The organism is Mesorhizobium sp. M1307 (assembly GCF_040318155.1).
Taxonomy (GTDB): domain Bacteria; phylum Pseudomonadota; class Alphaproteobacteria; order Rhizobiales; family Rhizobiaceae; genus Mesorhizobium.
The window spans coordinates 425013-443560 of sequence record NZ_JAMYLR010000001.1 but is presented as its reverse complement, the minus strand read 5'-3'; the positions used below and the strand labels follow the sequence as shown (position 1 = coordinate 443560).

Here is an 18548-nt window from a genome sequence, read left to right as displayed (position 1 = left end):
ATGGGCATCCTGTTCAACAACATTCCGGGCGCAGGCCTGGTCGCGCCGCTGTTTGCCTTCGAGGTGACCTCCGGCGGCAGCTACCAGTCGGCCTCGCGCCTGCTGCTGATCGGCCATAAGAACACCGGCGCGCTCATTGCAGACAATACCCCGACGCCGGTGGGCTCGGCGCAGGAAGCCGTAGCACTTTGCGGCGTCGGCTCGATGCTGGCCGAAATGGCGCGTGTCGCGTTCTTGAACGCGCCGACGCAGGAAACCTGGATCTTGGCGGCGCCAGCGACCGGAACGGCGCGCGTCGACACCATCAAGGTCAATTCGGTTCCGGCCGGCGGCGGTGTCGCCACCATCGAAATCGCAGGCGAGCCGGTGCAGGTGCAGATCGCTGCGGGCGACAGCGTCAATACCGTGGCCGCCGCCCTTGCTGCTGCGATCAACGCCTATTTCAACGCGCTGACCGGTGCAGCGCTGTCGGTCGCCGCGACGGTCGCCACGGACACGGTGACGGTGACCGCCCGCCATCTCGGCCTGATCTATGTCGACTATGACTTCTATGTGCCGACCGTCGTTGCCGGCAACGCCTTTGCCGGCGCTGCCGTCACCATCACCAACACCGTGGTGCCGACCGGCAGCCCGGACCTATCGGCTGCCCTGGCCGCCCTCGGCGACGATCCCTTCGACTGGATCGTCTCGCCCTTTTCGGACGCCACCAACATCGCCCGCTACACGGCGGCGATGAACGATGTGTCCGGCCGCTGGGCGTACAATCGCCAGGTCTATGGCCATGTCTTCACCACCGCGGCCGGCACGCTGTCGGCGCTGACCACGATCGGCCTGGCACTCAACGACCGTCATCTGACCATCCACCCGCGTCTGCCGGTCGCCGCCGGCAACCCGACGCCGGCCTGGCTGGCCGCAGCTGCCCGCACGGCGCGCATCGTGCCGTGGCTGTCCGACGACGCCACGGGCAATGTCTCGCGCAACCAGAAAGGCCTTGTCGTGCAAGGCGAGCGGCCGCCGCGCGATCGATCACTAGTGCCGACCTATGCCGGCCGCAACACCATGCTGCGCTCCGGCATTTCCAGCGTCATCGTCAACACCGATGGCGGCGTGGCGATCGACAAGATCGTCACCACCTACCAGAAGGACGCCAATTCGCAGCCGGACGAGACCTTCCGCGACATCCAGGCAATGGGCCAGCTCGTCGCCATCCTGCGCTATTTCCGCGCGCAGCTGTCCTATGAGCATGGCCAGAAGGCGCTTGCCGACGAAAACCCCGGCGGCCTCGGCGCGATCTCGACGCCGAAGTCGATCAAGGCGACGCTGGTGCATGCCGCCGACACGCTGGAAAATCGCGGCGTGCTCGAAAACGCGCGCGGCTTCGCCGATCGGCTGATCGTCCAGCGCAACAGCCAGAGCGCCAACCGCGTCGACATCATGGCGCCGATCGACCGCGTGAACCCGCTCGACGTGATTGCCGCCAACGCGATGCTCTACAGCCAGTATCGCGCCGCATAGGGTTCAGCAGAGCGCCGGTACACTCCCCGGCCGCGACCACGTCCGTTTCCGGTTACCCGGTGCGTGGACGGCGAAACGAGAAACCGGCGGGCACGGTTCGCCAACAGGCGGCCACAAGCCCGACAATTCGCCCGAATGGGCACTTCACACGAAAGGGATGACCGATGCAGAATTTCGGCGGAGAGATGACGTTCGGTCTTTCGACCGGCGAGCGGATCGTGGTGCGCGGCGCGGCGGAGATCATGCCGTCCAATGTCGAGATCACCGGCGCCGCCAACCAGGACGGCTCGCCCTATCGCACGGTCGAGCCGACCGGCTTCAAGGCGAACCTCACCTTCGAGGATTTGCCGACCGACGACTGGAACCGGCTGATGCGGGCTTCCGGCTTCAACGTGACGCTCAACGAAAGCTTCACTGGTGTCCAGCATCTGTGGACCGAAGCCGCCTTTACCGGCACGCCGACCATCAACCGGGCGAGCGGTGAAGTCACGGGCGTGGCGCTGATCGCCCGCGTCTACCGTAAGATCTGACGATGGCGGAAACGGTCGTTCCGCTGTCGAAGCGCTATGAGGCCCACGCCGAAGCCTTCGAAAGCGTCACGCTGCGCGAGCCGCGCTTCGAGGATCTGCTGGCGCTGGGCGAGCCCTACGAAATCCAGCGTGCCGGCGGCAACAATGTCGTCATCGAGAACGTCGACACCGTCGCTGCCTATGTCCGCCGCTGTGTCGTGGCGCCCGGGATCGAGAAGCTGGGCGTGCTTGAGCTGGCCGATGCCAGGCTGGTGCGCGACGCGGTGATCGGTTTTTTTATGCGTACCGCGCCGGCGGTCACCGAGTAGGCGACGTCATCGGCGTTCAAGCCGATGATCTGATGTTCTTCTTCAACTGGCAGCCAGGCACGGTGCTGCCGATGCCGTTTTCTGAAATCGCCATGCTGCACAGGCGTGGCATTGAATTCCTGAAGCGTAGGCCGAAGACATGAGCAACCGCACGATCGAGGCCATATTGCGCCTGTCGGCGAAGCTCGGCCCGATGGGCGCCTTCGGCCAGTTGTCCAGCAAGCTCAACCAGGTCAATCAGAAAGCTCTAGCGTTCAACCGCACGCAAGGACTGATGGCGCGCAACAGCATGTTGGCGGCAAACGCCGTCCGCGGCCTCGTCGCCTATGGTCTGGTGCGCGGGGCCGGGCAAATGGTGACAAACTTCGCCGGCGCCGAACGGCGACTGAACCGTATCGCCATCAATGCCGATGCCGGCAAGGACAAGCTGGGCGAGATGTTCCGCACGGTCGATCGTGCTGCGCTCGACTATTCGATGACGCAGGACAGCATCACGGACGGTCTCGAATCGCTTGTCGCTTCCGGACGCAGCCTCGACGATGCGCTTTCGTTCCTGCCTTCCGTCGCCGCAACCGCGCAAGCTGCCGGCGCCGAGATTGCCGATATCGCCACCACGGCCGACGCGATCGGCAACTCTTTCCATTTCGCCGGCAACAACATGCAGCGCGCCTTCGACATTCTGGTAACGTCGGGCAAGCAGGGCAAGTTCGAACTGAAGGACATGGCCCAGTACCTGCCTTCGCTTGCGCCAGCCATGGCTTCGCTCGGATACGAGGGTGAGAAGGGCTTGGGCAAGCTGGCGTCGATGCTGCAGACGGTGCGCCTGCAGACTGGTGATGCGAGTTCTGCCGCTACCAATTTGCAGAACGTCTTGCAGAAGATGGAATCGAACGAGACGGCGAAGAGCTTTAAGAAGTTCGGCGTCGATCTGCGCAAGGAAATGGCCAAGGCGCGCAAGGAAGGCCGTGACCTTATCGATGTGTTCATCGAACTGACCGAACGGGCGCTCAAAGGCGATCTGTCGAAGATCCCGCAACTGTTCACCGATGCCCAATTCCAGCAAGGCATGCGCGCCCTTTTGCAGGGCCGCGACGCCATGGAGGGTTTCCAGAAGTCGCTCGAAAATGTCGATGGCGCGACGATGCGCGATCTCGGCCGCGTCCTCGATGACAACCAGTCGAAGATCGACCGCATGGGCGCATCCTGGGAGCGTATGGTGCGCGCGATCGGCTCGGGTATTGCACCCGCCGCCACCGGCGCCATGGACTTCGTCAGCTCCAACATGGACAAGGCGCAGTTCATCAATGCCGAGCTCGACAAGCAGGGCATGGGCTTCTGGGAAAAGCGCATGTGGTGGCTGCGCAATGGCTTCGACAATCAGGACCAGGGACTGACCGCATTCAAGGGCGGATGGCGGTCGCCCGAAGGCCTGGTCGCCGCCAAGGGGCCGATGAGCGCCAGCCCGGAATTGCCGTCGCGGCGTCAGGACCAGCCGGGCCGCACGCCGATCCCGACACCGCGTCCGGTTGCGCCGAGCGTGGCCGAGCAATACCGGCTCTACGGTCGCGGCCACGCTGCCGCGGTGCGCAACAGTGTTCAGGTCGAGAAGCCGTCCGGCTACTTCGGCAACGAAATCGATTTCAGCGCGATGGAACGGGCCACGGACGCCGCAGCGGCCGACCTGAAGGGCGCCGGCGTCGAGACGGCGTCATCCGTTGCCGACGGCGGCAAGCAGGCCGGTGACAGCATCAAGTCTGGTGCCGACACTCTGGCATCGGTCGCGGGCAAGCTGGAAGCGGCAATCGTCGCCGGCGCCAATGCGCTTGCCGGCGCCGCCCGCAGTGCTGCCGCCGACCTGTCGCGGCCCATCGGCTCGCTTAAGGCGGTTCGCGCCGACACCGGCAAGTCCAACGCTGGCCATTTGATGGGACCGCGCTGATGCGTGACTGGCTGAAGGCCTTCCGGCCCGCCTCGTTCCGCGGCGTGCCGTTCTTCGTCGAGGCCGAGGAAGCCGAAGGCGGCCGGCGTGTCGCCATCTCGCCGATCGCCTATTCCAATCTGCATGTTACCGAAGACATGGGCGGCGATGTCAGGCGCTTCAGCCTGTCGGCCTATGTCGCGGGTGATGTTGCCGATGCCGCCGCCCGCAACTTCACCGCTGCGCTCAACGCGCCGGGCGCTGCGACGCTGGTGCTGCCGATGGGCGGTCCAGTCCTCGTCCGCGTGCCGCGCTGGTCGCTGTCGCGGGAGCGCGGCCGTGCCGGCTATGTCGGTTTCGAGATCGAGTTCGTTTTGGCGGGGCTCACCTCGCTGCCTTTCGCCGCAGTGCCCGGCGCCTTTGCGATTGCCAGCAAGATCGCTGCCGGCATTGACGTGATCGCGTCTGCCGCCGCTTTCCGCATGCGCGATGTCGCGCCCGGTCAGGCGGCACCCTCGGCACTCGCTGCCGCATCCGCCGCGGTGGCGATGGCCTCGGTCGCCGATGCGGCGGAGATGCCGGCCGAAACGCGGCCCGTCATTGCCGATCAGATTGCGACGATCACGCGCCTGTCGTCGGAGCCGGTCATCCAGGCCGGGCCGATTGCTGCGGCGATCGTCTCGACGGTCGGCGCCATCGCCGATGCGGCGAGCCCGACCGAAGCCACTGAAGCTTTTGCGGTTGCGGCCGCACCTTCCGGCACCGATGTCTTCGCCCTGGTGTCGGTCGCCGCCTTCGCCGCCGGGTTTTGCCAGGCGCTTGCTGCCGGCGATTATATTTCGCGCCAAGATGCGCGCCGTGCCCGTGACCGCATTGCGCCGGTCGTCGATCCCGTCCTTGAGGCCCTGTCGACAGGCCTCGACGTTGCGGTCAGCGAATGGCTGTCGGATATCGCTGCGACCGCGGCATCCGACCTCAGTGCCGTTGCCGCCAATCGGGCGCCGCTGGTCAGCGTTCAGACCGAAATATCGCTGCCGGCGACGGCGCTGGCCTACGCGCTTTATGGCGATGCCGGCCGGGCCGGCGAGCTGGTCCAACGCAACAGCGTCGCCACACCGGCGGCCATGCCGATCAGCTTCGAGGCCATTGCCCCTTAGCTTACGGGTACACGCTGCCTCACAGGGCGGCCTGAGAGGATCGTGCCTTGCCGCTTGAGACCATAGTCATCCAGGCTGGCGGGCTGTTCCTGCCGTGGCAGGATGTCTCGATCTCGATCTCGGCCGAAGAGGCTGTGCGCAGCGCCGTCGTCACCGGGCATATACCGCCAGGTGCCTCGCCGCCTTGGCCCGATGACAAGGCCAGCCTGACGGCGAACGGCACGCTGCTGTTGACCGGCTATGTTCGCGACCTCAGGCCCGACCAGGGATCGGACGACTGGAAGGCCACGATCTCGCTGGTCTCGCGGACGGTCGACGCGGTCGAGACCTCGATCCTGCACAAGACCGGCCTGGTCGAGAACAGGGACATCAAGGGCATCGGCGAGGCCTTCGACAATTGCGGCATCGGCATCGAGGCGAAGGGGTCGTTCGAAACAATCGCCAAACACCAGATCGAACCTGGCGAATCGCTGTATTCGACGCTGGAGCCGCTGGCGCGCGCCGAGGCGGCGATCATCCACGACACGCCGCAAGGCAAATTGCGCATCGTCCAGAAGCCGGAGGGGTCGCATAGCGGCGGCCTGGCGGCTGGCGTCAACATCATCTCCGCCGCAGCGGAATTTTCGGGCGAGGGCAGGTTCAACCCGGTTATAGTTCGCGGCCAGCAATCGCGCGGCACGACACCGCAGGCCATGCGGCCGGAGGCCAAGGCATCTGATCCCTCGGTCGGCCGCAGCCGCCCCAAGATCGTCGTTCTCGATGGCGAGGCGACGACGAAGCATATGAAGAACGCAGTCGAATGGGAGGCCCGCGCGGCTGCCGGCCTCGCGGTCAACGCAACCATCACCGTGTCTGGCTGGCGCGATGCCGGCGGCAGGATCTGGACGCCGAACTTTCTGGTCTACGTCCGCCATCCGCGCATCTATCTCGACCAGATGATGGTCATCAAATCGGTGGAACTGACGCAGGACACGCAAGCCGATGGTGACGGCACGCGGGCGACCTTGACCTTGACCGATCCGCGCGCGCTCGGCGGCTCTTCATCCGGGTCTAAATCGGGCAAGGGCTGGTCTGCGCCGGAGCCAAAGGCGGAGTATTCGGCGCAATGAAATCCTCAGCGCACCTGACGCGTTTCGAGATTGATTCTTCGCGCTTCGACAATGGCCAGCTGCTGATCTCCGGTCGCGGTCTTGCCGGCGAGACGTTCAAGGATCTGCTCTACGTGCAGCCGCACGGCGCCGCCAGCCGGCCGCCCAAAGGTTCGATCGGCGTCGCGATGGTGATGCCTGGCCGCCGCACCCAGGCGATGCTCATGGGCATCGAGCACGCGCAGCACCGGCCCGACCTGCCGGACGGCGCCGCGGCACTTTACGATGCGTCTGGAAACATCATCAAACTGTTCGCCGGAGGCGTGACCATGGATTTCGGCTCGCGGACAATCACGCTGACCGGCGGCACCTGGAATTTGCAGGGCGATCTCAACGTCGACGGCAACATCACCGCGACCGGCTCGATTATCGATGCCGGCGGCAACACTCCGCACCATACGCACTGATGATAAGGATCGTTCCACTCACTGGCGACGGCGAACCGCTGCTGTCGCCCGATACGCTATGGGACGGCACGTCGGGCGACTGGGCCATAGAAGGCGACGGCAAGGCCAATGCCGGCGGCCTGCGCGCCAAGGCGGAACTTGCCACCGCCGTATTGCTCTGCCTGATGACCGACGCCCGCGTGGAGCCGGACGAGCTGCCGCCCGAAGAGCAGAACCGCGGCTGGCCGGGCGACAGTTTCGACCTGCGCACCGACCTCGGCGAGACGGTGATCGGCTCGAAACTCTGGCTGCTGCGCCGCTCGATGGCAAACGATGCGACGGCGCTGCGCGCCGAAGACTATGCCCGTGCCGCCCTGCAGACGCTGATCGACCAGGGCGCGGTCTCCTCTGCCGAGGTGATCGGCACGGCCGACCCAGCGCAGCGCCGTATCGACCTGAAAATCACCTTGAAGGACCGCGATGGCGCGGTCGTCTTCGATCGCCGCTTCGGCGTCCTGTGGGAGCAATTGCGTGGCCTGGACCGTCCTCTCGCCAACTGAGATTTCGACCCGGCTGCGCGGCACCTTGCGGCGCTATTTGCCGGGGACCGATGCGCTGGTCTGGCCGAACAATTTGACCGCAATCGTCAAGACCGTGGCCGCCGGCATGCATGACATGCATCTGCGCGCCGCCTGGCTGTACGAGCAGATCTTCGCCACCACGGCGAGCGTCCAGCATCTGGAGCGCCACGGTGCCGAACTCGGCATCTATCGCCGGCCGATGGCGCGCGCCGAGGGCGTGGTAACGCTCAATGGCTATGCCGACACCATCTATCCGGCCGGCATCGCCTTTATTGCCGGCAACCGGCTCTATCGCTCGGTTTCCGATGCGCGCTCCGACCTGGCCGGGCAGCTTGCGCTGACCATCCTGTCCGACGATTATGGTGTCGCCACCAACATCGCCGCCGGCGAGACGCTGGAGCGCGCCGACCCGACGCAGTTTCCGAACCTCGATCTGGAAGCGACTGTGGCCAGCGGGGGCATTGGCGGCGGCGCCGACACCGAGACGGATGCCAGCCTGCGCGCCCGCATCCTCGATCGGAAACGGCGGCCACCGCAGGGCGGCGCCTATTCGGACTACGAGCAGTTCGCGCGCGCCGTCCCCGGTGTCACCCAGGCCTGGGCCTTTCCGTTTGCGGATGCGCCCGGCACGGTCGGCGTCTGGTTTCTGTTCGAAGGCCGCGAGAATGGCATTCCGCAGGCCGGTGACATCGCCCTGGTGGAGGATGCGCTGGATGCGCGCCGCCTGATCCGTGCCGGCCTGTCGGTTTCGGCACCGATCCCGTCGCCGCTCGACATCACCATTGCCAATCTTGCCGTCGACACGGTGCAGACGCGCGCGGCGATTGCCGCCTCGATCGCCGCCATGCTGGTCAGGCGCGCGCGGCCGGGCGTCGCTTCGGCGCCGTTCACCCTGTCGCGCTCGTGGATCTCGGAGGCGATCAGCCTTGCCGTCGGCGAGGACCGGCACTTCCTGATCAACCCGTCCGGCGACATCATCTATGTCGGCGGCGAGATGCCGGTGCTGGGCACGGTCAACTATGTCTGATGCCGTGCGCTGGCCGCGCTATCCGGGCGAGGACGAGCTTGCCTTCTTCCACTTCGCCCCGGACGATCCGTTCATCGGCGCGCCGCCGCAGGGCGATGTCCTGTCCGATCCCTCGGATGAAGCCGGGGAAGGTTTTTTGACGGCGCTGCTGCCGAAGGGTGCGGCATGGGGCACGCCCGACAACCAGGCACTCGATCCGCTGTCCGTGCTGTCGCGCTTCTGGCGCGCGGTCGGCTCGGCCTTTGCCGATGCCTATCGGGCGCTGTTTGGCGTAGCGCTCGAATCGACGGCGGTGACGCTGGTCACTTCGCTGGACGACTGGGAAATCGAATACGGGCTGCCCGATCCCTGCCTCGGGCCGGACCAGACGATCGACTCGCGCATGCGCTCGCTGCTGCTGAAAATCCGCTCCGGCGGCACCATTACGCCGGCCGATTTCATCAAGCTTGCGGCCGATGCCGGCTATGCCATCTCGATCGAGGAGCCAACGCCGTTCCGGGCCGGTGCATCGACTTGCGGCGGACCTGAGGCAATCGCCGGCGGCGAGGTCGTCGAATATGTCTGGATCGTCAGCGTGCCTGGCGTTTCGGTCGAATTCTTTCGCGCCGGCGACGGCCGTGCCGGCGAGACGCCGCTCGGCCGGCTCGGCCTGCCTGACGATCTGATCTGCCTGTTCAACGCGCTGAAGCCAGCCTGGACCACCATCGTTTTTTCCGTCTGAAAAGAGGCCGCCATGAAGTTCGTCAATCCGCGCAATGCGCCCCTATCGAGCGAGCGCATCCCATACTGGAACGAGAACCGCGCGGCTGGTCTGACCGGTGCCATCCCGCCGGCCGATGTCTTCAACGATCCGCAGGACGAGATCCTAAAGGTGATCGTCGAAGCCGGCCTCACCCCCGATCCCGCGGACAAGACGCAGCTCTGGCAGGCTCTGCAGGCGCTGATCGCCGACATCGTTGCGGGCAGCACGCCGTCGATCGAGGTGCCGCCCGGCTCGGTCTCGATGTTTGCTGCCGCGACGGCGCCGACCGGCTGGCTGAAATGCAATGGCCAGGCGGTCAACCGCGCGACCTATGCCGATCTGTTCGCGGCGATTGGCACCAGCTGGGGCGCCGGCGATGCGGTCTCCACCTTCAACCTGCCCGACTTCCGCGGCGAATTCCTGCGCGGCTTTGACGACGGCCGCGGCATCGACACGGGACGCGCCTTCGGTACCTGGCAGGATTATGCGACGGCTCGGCCGAAGAACGACACCGTCCAGCGCGTCGATCCGTTAACCGGCGATCCCGTCACGCTTAAGCAGGCCGGCAATCCATCGCCCGCGACCAATCCGTCGCAGGTCGGCTTTGTCCGCGCATCGAAGCTCGGCGAACGTATCGTCAATGATGGCTGGGATCCGGGCGGTGGCGGCAACCCTTATGTCGACATCGTCAACGTCGTGACCGGCGACGCAGAAACGCGGCCGCGCAACCGAGCCGTGCTGTATATAATTAAAACTTGACGCCTAGCGACGCGCACCGGCCGTTTCGGCCTCAGACCTCTTTCCCGCAACTGGATTGACCCATGGCCGCACCCGATCTGTTCGGCATTCTCGATGTCGTCAAGAAACTGACGCCGCCGGCGGGCATGGGCACCGCCCATGTCGACGGCTTCTCCTGGGCGCGCAACGGCCTGTCCTACGGCGATTCGACCAAGCTGACCGCGGACGACTGGAACCGCATCATCGCCAATCTGCGCGTTGTGCTGATCGCCTCGGGGGTTAATCTTTCAACCCTCGACCCGGCCGACCCGGCGCTGCTGAAGACCGTGCTGGAGCTCTATCTGGGTGCGGCGGTCACCGACATCCTGTCCGGCGTCGATGTCGGCGGCTACGGCATGATGGCCAAGGCCATCTATGACGCCAACAATGACGGGCTGATCGATATCGACCACGGCGGCACCGGCGCGTCGAGCCTGATCGATGCCGCCGATAATCTGTCGGCCATGTCGACCGACATCGCCAGCGCGGCGACCACCGATCTCGGCGATGCCACGGGCATCAATGTCCGCATCACCGGCACGGACGCGATCTCGTCCTTCGGCTCGGCGCCGGCCGGCGCCATCCGCCGCCTGACTTTTGCCGCGGCGCTGACGCTGACCCATAACGCCACCAGCCTGATCCTGCCCGGCGGTTCCAACATCGTCACCGCGGCCGGCGACACCGCGTCGGTGCAATCGCTCGGCTCCGGCAACTGGCGGCTGCTGCGCTTCACGCGCGTCGACGGGGCTTCGGTCAGCAGCACCATCATTCTCAAGCAGAGCGCCAACCCGCTGCCGACCGCCGAAGGCGATGTCCAGTGGGACACGGACGACAATGTATTGGTCGTCGGCGACAGCGCTGGCCAGAAGCTGTTCCTGCCGGCGCCGGCCGGCCTGGTGGCGGGCGACCTGCTTTATGCGACGGGGCCGAAGGTTCTGGCGCGCGTGCCCAAGGGCGCGGCGCGGCGCACGCTGCGCATGAATGCCGCGGCGACCGCACCGGAATATGGCGGCGGCAACGGCCTGCCCGATGCCGTGCTGGAGGACCAGAAAGCCTCCGGCGTCGGCGGCGGCACATCGGCGCCCGGCAATGGCGCATGGGCCATCCACGCGCTCAACACCAAGGTACGCGATCCCTACAATCTGATGGCGTTGGCCAGCAACATCTTCACGCCGGCGGCCGATGGCTGGGTCGAATGGCAGGTCTCCGCCTATGCCATCCCGATCAATGTTCGTCTCTACGATGTGACGGCCGGCGCAGAGGTCGCGACTGGCATCGGCGGTGTGGGCAACAACTCGCCGAACACCGGCACCATGGCGGTCGGCGGAGCGCTGGTCATCGGCGGTCATGCCTACCGCCTCGAATATCGGACCACAGCCACCCAGGCTGATGGCCTCGGCCTCGCCTTCGGCGTCGGCTCTATCGAGCACTACGCCCGCCTGAAATATTGGGGAGACTAGATGAGCATTTTCGTCCTCGTCGAAAACGGAATCGTCGTTCAGTCCGACCGAACGGGCGCCGCGCCGGAAGGCTTTATCGAAGCCGATGATGCGGTATGCCCCGGCTTCCTGTTCGATGGCGAAGTGTTCACCGCGCCCGTACCGGTGCCGGTCATTCCGGACCGGGTATCCGCGCGACAGTTCAAGCTGCAGCTGCTGGCCGCCGGCCTGCTCACCGATGTCGAAGCCTGGATTGCAACGCAAGGCCCAGCCGTCCAGATCGCCTACGAAAACAGCGGCAGCTTCGTCCGCACCGATCCGACGATGCAGGCCGGCTTTGCCGCGCTCGGCTTTTCGGGCGCGCAGGTTGATGCCTTCTTCACAGCGGCATCGGTTCTCTGAAATCATGGCAAAATATGTTTTTCCCGATGTCGAGCCGATCCGGCCTGGCTACGATTTCCAGATGCGCCTGCAGTTCCCGCAGGATCTGTGGGATGCGCAAGAGATGGCGACCGGCCGGCTGGTGGCGCAGTTCCGCGCCGCCGTGCCCGGCCCGGTGCTGTTCGAAGCCGACACGCTTGATCTGACGATCCAGCGCGAGGCGCCGCGCACGCTGGCCTTCTTCCTGTCGGATGATGCGACCAAGCCTTTCATCGCCTCGACCATCGTCGTGTTCGATATCGCCCGCTTGGACGGCGACGACAGAAGCATCGTGCTCGACAAAGTGATCTGGCCAGTTCTGGAGACGGTGACCCGCGATGTCGTATAACGCGATCCTCGAAATCCCCAATGTCGTCGTCGTCTCCGGCCCGGCCGGGCAATCCTTCCTGCCGGTCGACGATGCCGCGCAGCTGACCGCCGATTTCGGCCGCGACGGCGACCGCGCCATCATCCGCAGCAATGGCGACGAGTGGCTGAAGACGGCCGGCGCATGGGCTGCGACCGGCGAAAATTTTTGGGGCACGCTGCTGGAGCAGGGTGCCGCCCAGGTCCAGCAGGCCGCCACCTCGGCCGCGCAGGCCGAAACGATCGCTGAACAGTTCGGCGACCTCGAGACCGGCATCACGCTGGCGCAGGAGGCCGCCGCCTCGGCGGCGCAGGATGCCGGCCAGACGGCAGCGGATCGTGCGCAGACCGGGCTCGACCGCACGCAGACCGGCCTCGACCGCACGCAAACCGGCCTCGATCGCGCGGCGACCGGCGTCGATGCCGCCCAGACTGCGGCCGATCGCATCGCCACCACCGCCGATCGCGCGCAAACGACGCTGGATCGCGCGGCGACCGGCGCTGACGCCGGCCAGACCGCTTTAGATCGCACCACTACGGCAGCGGACGTTGTTTTAACTCATGCTGATGTTGTGCTGACCCATGCTGATGTTGGTCTTGCCAACGCGGCGATAGGCGGTGTGATTTACGACACAACGGCCGCAGGTATTGCGGCTACGGTCAATGGGCAGTTCTTTATCGTCAAGGGCGACGGCACAAACACCTATGCCCTGATGTATAAGAACGTCGCGACTGTGGGGACGCTGATTGCCAGCTATCCGAGCAAAGCCGCGCTTGATGCAGCGTTGGTATCGATTAACGCAGTGCTGGCGAAAATCGGCCCTGAAACACCTCTTTACTTTGGCACCAAGCGTGTGCTGGGTGGCTTCGCAGATAGCAACAATCTCTTTCCCTTGGCCGTCATGGAGGACGGCGAGGTCAGGATCGGAAGGCTGGTCTTCAACTCCCAAGATTTGCAACTGGATGGTGCTGGCGGGGTTCCTGAATATTACCTTGGAAATCGGGTGATCGGTGGGTTCAGGGACGACACCGGTCGATATCCTTTGGCGATCCTACGCGACGGTAGGGTTTATGCTCCCAAGCTGATCTTCGATTCGGCAAATCTGGTCATCACTGAGGCGATGATTGCGGCTCCATCGCTTGCGGTTCTTCGCAGCAAACTGGTCGTATCCTCCGCCGACGTTGCTTGCTACGGGGACAGCTTGACGCAAAACGGGTTTGCCTCTGCCTTGTCCACTCACTTGACGGGGCGGACCGTCGCCAACCGTGGCTATGGATCGCAAACGTCAGCGCAAATCGCCATGAGGCAAGGCGGATTGGGCACCACTGTTCGCATGAGTGGCAATCAAATCGTTTCGGGCGCGAACACGATAACCCATTTGAATGGTGTCGCGATCACCGACAGCACATCGGGAAATGTCACGCAACTGCTTTCCAGGCGGGACACAAACGCCACTGTCACCATCAAAGCCGAGATTGCCGGCGTGATCGGCACCGTCACTCGGAACGGCGCTGGCGGTCCGCCCTCGACCTCGGAAACATACACGTTTACGCCGGATGGCGGGCAAACCGTGCCGGTCACATGCCCGCCCGATACGGCGTTGGTAGTACAATCTCAGGCCGATGCGGCGTTGACACAGGTGATATGGGTTGGGCGCAATGATCGAGGTATCAACAACTGGTCTGTTGTTGCCAATGTGCGCCTGATGGTGGCTAGACTTAGGGCAGCAGCCAAAAGATTTGTCATACTCGGTATCCACAACGGGACAAACTACCCGGACGAGTGGGTTGGCGGAATCTACTATGCCGACCTTAACAAGGCGAATGCCGAACTAGCTGCGGCCTTCCCGGATAATTTCTTCGATGTCCGCCGCTACCTCATCGATAAGGGACTGACCGACGCGGCGATTACACCGACAGCAACGGACTTGACCAATATTGCCAACGATGTGGTTCCGTCCTCGCTGCTGGCCGATGGTCTGCACCTTACACCGACTGGCTACGATCTTGTTGCGACACAAGTGGTCAGTCGTTTCTTCACCCCGAACGGATGGTAGATCAAAATGTTCATCGCAAAGCTTGGTGAAGCTATCAGCAATCCGGCAGGCGTGCCGCAGGCATTGGGCTTCATTCCGTCTATCATCGCCGACTCGCCAGCATCGCTCTATCTCGACTTCGCCGACCTCACACGCATGTGGAAGGAAAGCGCGGGGACAAATCTCGTCACGGCTTCTGGTGATCTAATCGGGAAGGCATCCAGTCCCTACGGAACAGGCTACGCCTTTCAGGGAACGGCTGGCCAGCTGGGCACTTACCAGTCTGCTGGCGGTGGGGTGTGGCGTGGAGACGGTAGTAACGATTGGCTGGACACGGCCAATTTCCTATTCGCGGCATCGGGCGGCAACACATGCGCAATGAAGATCACTCCAAACGCCGCATCGGCGGGCAGGTCATTTTTCGGCTTCCAGTCGTCTAACCGCTTTCAACTGACGTTGAGTGCCTCCGGGTATCTTTGGGGCCTCTATGGCAACGGGGGCACAAGCGCCGTGCTAGGCAACGTTGACGTCCGGTCAACGACATTCGTCGTCACCATGACGCATGATAACACCAACATGTACCTCTACAGGGACAACGTTCTGATCGGCTCAGCGCCGTTGTCCGGGGTGTGTGCCACAACGGTAGGGCCGGCGATTGGGGCAGCTAAGAGCGGCCTTGTGGCTCCTACAGGTGGCTGGACTGGCTGTGATATTCGCAAGGTTCTGCTGCTCTCCGGTCGCTATGTGACGGCCGCCGAAGTGGCGAATATCGTCGCGGCGTTCTGATCTCTGGCGCGACTTGCTCGACCGCAAATTGTGAGATAACAATTCCCTTGGGCTTGGGGGAATACAATGAACAGGCGAGATACGGCGCGCGGTTTACTGCGTGTGATGCGGACGGCGCAGCGTACCCGCACGCCTTTTAAAGTGACATGTCTTGGTGATAGCCTAACCTCTGGCGTGTATCCACACTTCCTCTCTTATTTCTTGGGTACAGAGGTAAATCGTCTCGGCTTTGGCGGGAAGACTTCAGATCATATTCTAGAGCGCTACTGCGAAAGCCCTGCAAAAGGCGGCATATTACTAGCTTGGGCAGGAAACAATAATTTCGATGACCCCGAAAGGGTTGAGGCGGACGTGGATGCTATTGCGGCACTCCATGGCGACTCCGCAAAACTTCTCGTGATTGGCCTCGTCAACGGCGACTATCCGGGGCGCCGCTTCGGCGAAGCCGGATATCAAAAGATAGTCGACTATAATGCGCGGCAGGCCGGCAGGTTCGATGACCACTTTCTGGATATCCGAGCAGAATTGATTGCACGCGTTGGTGGTCTCAACCCACACGACATACTGCCGAAGAACATCCGTAAAGACAAGATACATTTTAACTACAGGGGTAACTGGCTGGTGGCGAGGATCGTATACTCTCGACTAAGGCTTTTAGGGCTAGCAACCTGAGCGGAAGAAAATTCCTCGCGGGAACCGCAAGGAACAATTAGCGGCTGTTTCGTTTGCTCGACCACCAAGTCAGATAGACAGCACCGATCTTCATGACCGGCACGCGACGGTCCCGCTCGCTCGTTCTCAACTCTCGATAGGTTTTCACCTTCAGAGTGCCTCTTGGGAGCCTGATCCGCAACGCCATTTTTGATTACCGCCAGATTGTGCAGCGCAACCTAAGCGCTTAGCCGACCTGCAAGTCAAATTCAAAACAACCCACCTTTCAATCAACTGCCCGTGAGGGCGGAAAGGAACTTCTATGGACCGCACCTTCGCGAGCCAGCTCGCAAAGCTATGCCCGACGGCGTCGAAGAAGATCATCGCCGGCATCGTTGATAACGCGCATCTGCTCGACGCCGCCGGCATCAACACGCCGATCCGGGTGCGACACTTCTTTGCGCGCGTCTGTGTCGAGACCGGAGGCCTGCGCGCCCTCGAGGAGGACCTGAACTACTCGGCAGAGCGGATGCGCCAAGTCTGGCCGACGCGGTTCAAGACAGTGGCCGCGGCCAAGCCCTTTGAACACAACCCGCAGAAGCTGGCGGAAAAGGTCTATGGCGGGCGGCTCGGCAACTCTTCCGCCGGCGACGGGTGGAGGTTCCGCGGTTCCGGTCTACTGCAGAACACAGGCCGGGAGAACTTCGCCGAAGTCGAGACAGCGACCGGGCTGCCGGTTGTCGCCAATCCCGACGTTTTGCGCAGCTTCCCCGGCGCGCTGCAGGCCGCGACCATCTATTGGAGCAAGCGCAAAATCAATGCGATGGCCGACAAGAACAATACGACCGGTGTCTGCAAGGCGGTGAACGGCGGGACGACCGGCCTGGCCGATCAAAAAGCATGGCTGGCCAAGGCTGCCAAGGTCTGGCCGGACGGTTCGCAGATCGTGTTTCCAGCTTCACCCGCGGCTCCGAGCCCGCCAGTGGCGAAGCCTGCCCCGGCACCGGCCGCCCCGATCGAGCAGGCACCGCCGGCCGTCGAGAAGGAAACGATCGAGCGCGTGCAGCAGCAGCTGAAGGAACTCGGCTACACCGAGGTCGGCGGCATCGACGGCAAGATCGGCACGATGACGGCGACCGCGATCCGCGCCTTCCGTGCCGAGGTTGGCCTGCCGGAAGGAGACGGCATCGACGATGCGCTGCTGCTGGCGTTGCAGAAAGCCAAGCCGCGCGTGCTGGCGCCAGCGCGTACGGATGCTGCTCCGGACGTCGTGCGCGAGAAGGTGCCGGAGGTGCGTACCAACTGGCTGACCAAGGTCGGCGCGTTCTTCGCCAGCATCGCCGCGCTGATCGGCAGCTTCTTCGACGGCATTCTCGGCAATCTCGACCAGGCTTCCGGCGTCATGCAGCCGGTGAAGGACGCCGCCGGCGACGTGCCGGGCTGGGTGTGGATGCTGGCGATCGCCGGCGTTGCCGGAGGTCTGTTCCTCGTGGCGCGCCATGGCGAGAAGAAGGGCGTCGAGGCGTTCCAGAGCGGAGCGCGGCGATGATGAGCGAGTATCGCTGCGCCTGGTGGGAATACACCGGCCGTCATTCCGAGTTCAAGGAAGGCGTTGCCTCTCCGATCATGCGCAACTTGGAAACCGGGGATGAGGTCATCGGCCGTGATCTGCCGATTGGCGCACTGTGGGTTGCGGAAGGCGACGGCTATCCGAAAGGTGCCGATGGGCTCGCGATCTGCTGCCGTTTGCATGGCCATCACACCTGGTTCATCGACGGCCGGGCATCCAACTGCACGATGAAGGACGATACCGCTCATCGGTGCTGGGTCCGGCACGGCACCATCTGTGAAACCATTCACGTGGACAAGGACGGCAACACCTGTGCCGCCGGCGCCGGCTCGATCGCCATAACAGGCTTTCACGGCTTCCTGCATCACGGCGTCCTGAGGGATTGCTGATGTCGGCGCTCATTGGGATCGTCGCCGGCTTAGTTGGCGTTCCTCGCCCGCTCGCCGGCATCCTGACGTGGGCCGTCATGCTAATCGCCATCTCGGGCACTGTCTTTGGCGGCTACGAGCTCATCAAGCATTGGGGAGCGCAGGAAGTGCGCGACCAGATCGAAAAGGAAAATCAGGATGCGATCCGCAAAGGCGTTGAGGCGAGCCGGTCTCTTGACGATTGTGTTGCTGCTGGCGGGGTGTGGGACTTCCGGCGTCAGCGGTGTTCCAGCACTTCGCTTGGCGCTCGGTAGCAGCCTGGCGGGAGCTGAGGGCAAGACGGTCGAGGATCAGAACCGGATCGACCGGACGATGGCGCCTGGCTGCGCCATTGGCCTCTACAAGCCCGCCGAATGCGACCGCCACACCAAGGCCAGCGCGGCACGCCGCGCCGAACTGAAATCATGAAAGGGCGGGCGGGGAAACGATGGCGGCAAGAGATCCTAGCCAGCTGCCGGATCGATGGCGCGATCTCGACAAGCGCACGATCGAGATGGTCTACCGCTGGAACGAGGAAGAGCGCGAACGAATGATCCAGGTGAGCCATCTGACCAAGAAGCAGATGGACCGCCTCGATGAATTCCTGAAGTTGCCGGATGACAAATGGGAGGCAGGCTTCAGGATCGTCACCCGCTCGGTGCTGTTCAACAAGACGCTGCGCTCGGCGCCAAAATTCGTGCTTGGGCTTGCCGCCGTGCTGGTGGCGCTGAACCAGCTCTGGGCGCTGCTGGCACCCTATCTGAGGTCGCTCAAATGACGGTGC

22 protein-coding genes are annotated in these 18548 nt (G+C 63.8%); all 22 read left to right on the top strand.

Annotated features, from left to right (window positions below; genetic code table 11):
- The 22 genes from NKH16_RS02250 (at position 1) to NKH16_RS02145 (ending at position 18542) form a co-directional block, all read left to right on the top strand.
- Complete coding sequence (locus NKH16_RS02250; RefSeq protein WP_352898149.1) at positions 1-1515, top strand: phage tail sheath subtilisin-like domain-containing protein; 1515 nt, start codon at positions 1-3, stop codon at positions 1513-1515.
- Between the two features lie 164 nt (positions 1516-1679).
- Positions 1680-2045: a phage tail tube protein gene (locus NKH16_RS02245; RefSeq protein ID WP_352898146.1), complete on the top strand. Its 366-nt coding sequence runs from the start codon at positions 1680-1682 to the stop codon at positions 2043-2045.
- A 2-nt stretch (positions 2046-2047) separates the two neighbouring features.
- The gene (locus NKH16_RS02240) at positions 2048-2353 is read left to right on the top strand and encodes a hypothetical protein (RefSeq protein WP_352898144.1); all 306 of its coding nucleotides are present in this window, start codon (positions 2048-2050) and stop codon (positions 2351-2353) included.
- 139 nt (positions 2354-2492) lie between these two features.
- Positions 2493-4292, top strand: coding sequence for a phage tail tape measure protein (locus NKH16_RS02235; RefSeq protein ID WP_352898141.1), 1800 nt, complete (start codon positions 2493-2495; stop codon positions 4290-4292).
- Positions 4292-5428 (top strand): DNA circularization N-terminal domain-containing protein, encoded by a 1137-nt coding sequence (locus tag NKH16_RS02230; protein WP_352898138.1) that lies wholly within the window; start codon positions 4292-4294, stop codon positions 5426-5428. Before NKH16_RS02235 ends, NKH16_RS02230 begins: the two co-directional genes overlap by 1 nt.
- A gap of 47 nt (positions 5429-5475) precedes the next feature.
- Positions 5476-6537, top strand: a complete 1062-nt coding sequence (locus NKH16_RS02225; protein WP_352898135.1) for a phage baseplate assembly protein — start codon at positions 5476-5478, stop codon at positions 6535-6537.
- Positions 6534-6983: a phage baseplate assembly protein domain-containing protein gene (locus tag NKH16_RS02220; protein WP_352898132.1), complete on the top strand. Its 450-nt coding sequence runs from the start codon at positions 6534-6536 to the stop codon at positions 6981-6983. Before NKH16_RS02225 ends, NKH16_RS02220 begins: the two co-directional genes overlap by 4 nt.
- A complete protein-coding gene (locus NKH16_RS02215) occupies positions 6983-7522 on the top strand; it encodes a phage GP46 family protein (RefSeq protein WP_352898129.1) in 540 nt (179 codons plus the stop codon). Before NKH16_RS02220 ends, NKH16_RS02215 begins: the two co-directional genes overlap by 1 nt.
- On the top strand, positions 7494-8570 hold the full coding sequence (locus tag NKH16_RS02210; RefSeq protein ID WP_352898126.1) for a baseplate J/gp47 family protein: 1077 nt from the start codon (positions 7494-7496) through the stop codon (positions 8568-8570). Before NKH16_RS02215 ends, NKH16_RS02210 begins: the two co-directional genes overlap by 29 nt.
- Positions 8563-9291 (top strand): putative phage tail protein, encoded by a 729-nt coding sequence (locus NKH16_RS02205; RefSeq protein ID WP_352828728.1) that lies wholly within the window; start codon positions 8563-8565, stop codon positions 9289-9291. The genes NKH16_RS02210 and NKH16_RS02205 overlap by 8 nt, the downstream gene beginning before the upstream one ends.
- 12 nt (positions 9292-9303) lie before the next feature.
- Entirely contained in the window at positions 9304-10071 is a 768-nt protein-coding gene (locus NKH16_RS02200; RefSeq protein ID WP_352898122.1) for a phage tail protein, read from the top strand.
- A gap of 62 nt (positions 10072-10133) precedes the next feature.
- On the top strand, positions 10134-11549 hold the full coding sequence (locus NKH16_RS02195) for a hypothetical protein (protein WP_352898119.1): 1416 nt from the start codon (positions 10134-10136) through the stop codon (positions 11547-11549).
- Positions 11550-11930, top strand: a complete 381-nt coding sequence (locus NKH16_RS02190; protein ID WP_352898117.1) for a hypothetical protein — start codon at positions 11550-11552, stop codon at positions 11928-11930.
- A 4-nt stretch (positions 11931-11934) separates the two neighbouring features.
- Entirely contained in the window at positions 11935-12297 is a 363-nt protein-coding gene (locus NKH16_RS02185) for a hypothetical protein (RefSeq protein WP_352898115.1), read from the top strand.
- Complete coding sequence (locus NKH16_RS02180) at positions 12287-14371, top strand: SGNH/GDSL hydrolase family protein (RefSeq protein WP_352898113.1); 2085 nt, start codon at positions 12287-12289, stop codon at positions 14369-14371. Before NKH16_RS02185 ends, NKH16_RS02180 begins: the two co-directional genes overlap by 11 nt.
- Before the next feature lie 6 nt (positions 14372-14377).
- On the top strand, positions 14378-15136 hold the full coding sequence (locus NKH16_RS02175) for a LamG-like jellyroll fold domain-containing protein (protein WP_352898111.1): 759 nt from the start codon (positions 14378-14380) through the stop codon (positions 15134-15136).
- A 66-nt stretch (positions 15137-15202) separates the two neighbouring features.
- Complete coding sequence (locus tag NKH16_RS02170; RefSeq protein WP_352898108.1) at positions 15203-15808, top strand: SGNH/GDSL hydrolase family protein; 606 nt, start codon at positions 15203-15205, stop codon at positions 15806-15808.
- Between the two features lie 301 nt (positions 15809-16109).
- A complete protein-coding gene (locus tag NKH16_RS02165; RefSeq protein ID WP_352898106.1) occupies positions 16110-17336 on the top strand; it encodes a peptidoglycan-binding protein in 1227 nt (408 codons plus the stop codon).
- Positions 17333-17746: a hypothetical protein gene (locus NKH16_RS02160; protein WP_352898103.1), complete on the top strand. Its 414-nt coding sequence runs from the start codon at positions 17333-17335 to the stop codon at positions 17744-17746. Before NKH16_RS02165 ends, NKH16_RS02160 begins: the two co-directional genes overlap by 4 nt.
- On the top strand, positions 17746-18039 hold the full coding sequence (locus tag NKH16_RS02155) for a hypothetical protein (RefSeq protein ID WP_352898101.1): 294 nt from the start codon (positions 17746-17748) through the stop codon (positions 18037-18039). The genes NKH16_RS02160 and NKH16_RS02155 overlap by 1 nt, the downstream gene beginning before the upstream one ends.
- Positions 18026-18193, top strand: a complete 168-nt coding sequence (locus NKH16_RS02150) for a hypothetical protein (protein WP_352898099.1) — start codon at positions 18026-18028, stop codon at positions 18191-18193. Before NKH16_RS02155 ends, NKH16_RS02150 begins: the two co-directional genes overlap by 14 nt.
- Positions 18194-18212: 19 nt before the next feature.
- The gene (locus tag NKH16_RS02145; protein ID WP_352898097.1) at positions 18213-18542 is read left to right on the top strand and encodes a hypothetical protein; all 330 of its coding nucleotides are present in this window, start codon (positions 18213-18215) and stop codon (positions 18540-18542) included.
- The last annotated feature ends 6 nt before the right edge of the window (positions 18543-18548 follow it).

Bases quoted from the DNA above. Each gene is read 5' to 3' on its own strand.
- NKH16_RS02250 (WP_352898149.1), top strand. From the start codon at position 1: ATGGGCATCCTGTTCAACAACATTCCGGGCGCAGGCCTGGTCGCGCCG.
- NKH16_RS02245 (WP_352898146.1), top strand. From the start codon at position 1,680: ATGCAGAATTTCGGCGGAGAGATGACGTTCGGTCTTTCGACCGGCGAG.
- NKH16_RS02240 (WP_352898144.1), top strand. From the start codon at position 2,048: ATGGCGGAAACGGTCGTTCCGCTGTCGAAGCGCTATGAGGCCCACGCC.
- NKH16_RS02235 (WP_352898141.1), top strand. From the start codon at position 2,493: ATGAGCAACCGCACGATCGAGGCCATATTGCGCCTGTCGGCGAAGCTC.
- NKH16_RS02230 (WP_352898138.1), top strand. From the start codon at position 4,292: ATGCGTGACTGGCTGAAGGCCTTCCGGCCCGCCTCGTTCCGCGGCGTG.
- NKH16_RS02220 (WP_352898132.1), top strand. From the start codon at position 6,534: ATGAAATCCTCAGCGCACCTGACGCGTTTCGAGATTGATTCTTCGCGC.
- NKH16_RS02215 (WP_352898129.1), top strand. From the start codon at position 6,983: ATGATAAGGATCGTTCCACTCACTGGCGACGGCGAACCGCTGCTGTCG.
- NKH16_RS02205 (WP_352828728.1), top strand. From the start codon at position 8,563: ATGTCTGATGCCGTGCGCTGGCCGCGCTATCCGGGCGAGGACGAGCTT.
- NKH16_RS02200 (WP_352898122.1), top strand. From the start codon at position 9,304: ATGAAGTTCGTCAATCCGCGCAATGCGCCCCTATCGAGCGAGCGCATC.
- NKH16_RS02195 (WP_352898119.1), top strand. From the start codon at position 10,134: ATGGCCGCACCCGATCTGTTCGGCATTCTCGATGTCGTCAAGAAACTG.
- NKH16_RS02190 (WP_352898117.1), top strand. From the start codon at position 11,550: ATGAGCATTTTCGTCCTCGTCGAAAACGGAATCGTCGTTCAGTCCGAC.
- NKH16_RS02185 (WP_352898115.1), top strand. From the start codon at position 11,935: ATGGCAAAATATGTTTTTCCCGATGTCGAGCCGATCCGGCCTGGCTAC.
- NKH16_RS02180 (WP_352898113.1), top strand. From the start codon at position 12,287: ATGTCGTATAACGCGATCCTCGAAATCCCCAATGTCGTCGTCGTCTCC.
- NKH16_RS02175 (WP_352898111.1), top strand. From the start codon at position 14,378: ATGTTCATCGCAAAGCTTGGTGAAGCTATCAGCAATCCGGCAGGCGTG.
- NKH16_RS02170 (WP_352898108.1), top strand. From the start codon at position 15,203: ATGAACAGGCGAGATACGGCGCGCGGTTTACTGCGTGTGATGCGGACG.
- NKH16_RS02165 (WP_352898106.1), top strand. From the start codon at position 16,110: ATGGACCGCACCTTCGCGAGCCAGCTCGCAAAGCTATGCCCGACGGCG.
- NKH16_RS02160 (WP_352898103.1), top strand. From the start codon at position 17,333: ATGATGAGCGAGTATCGCTGCGCCTGGTGGGAATACACCGGCCGTCAT.
- NKH16_RS02155 (WP_352898101.1), top strand. From the start codon at position 17,746: ATGTCGGCGCTCATTGGGATCGTCGCCGGCTTAGTTGGCGTTCCTCGC.
- NKH16_RS02145 (WP_352898097.1), top strand. From the start codon at position 18,213: ATGGCGGCAAGAGATCCTAGCCAGCTGCCGGATCGATGGCGCGATCTC.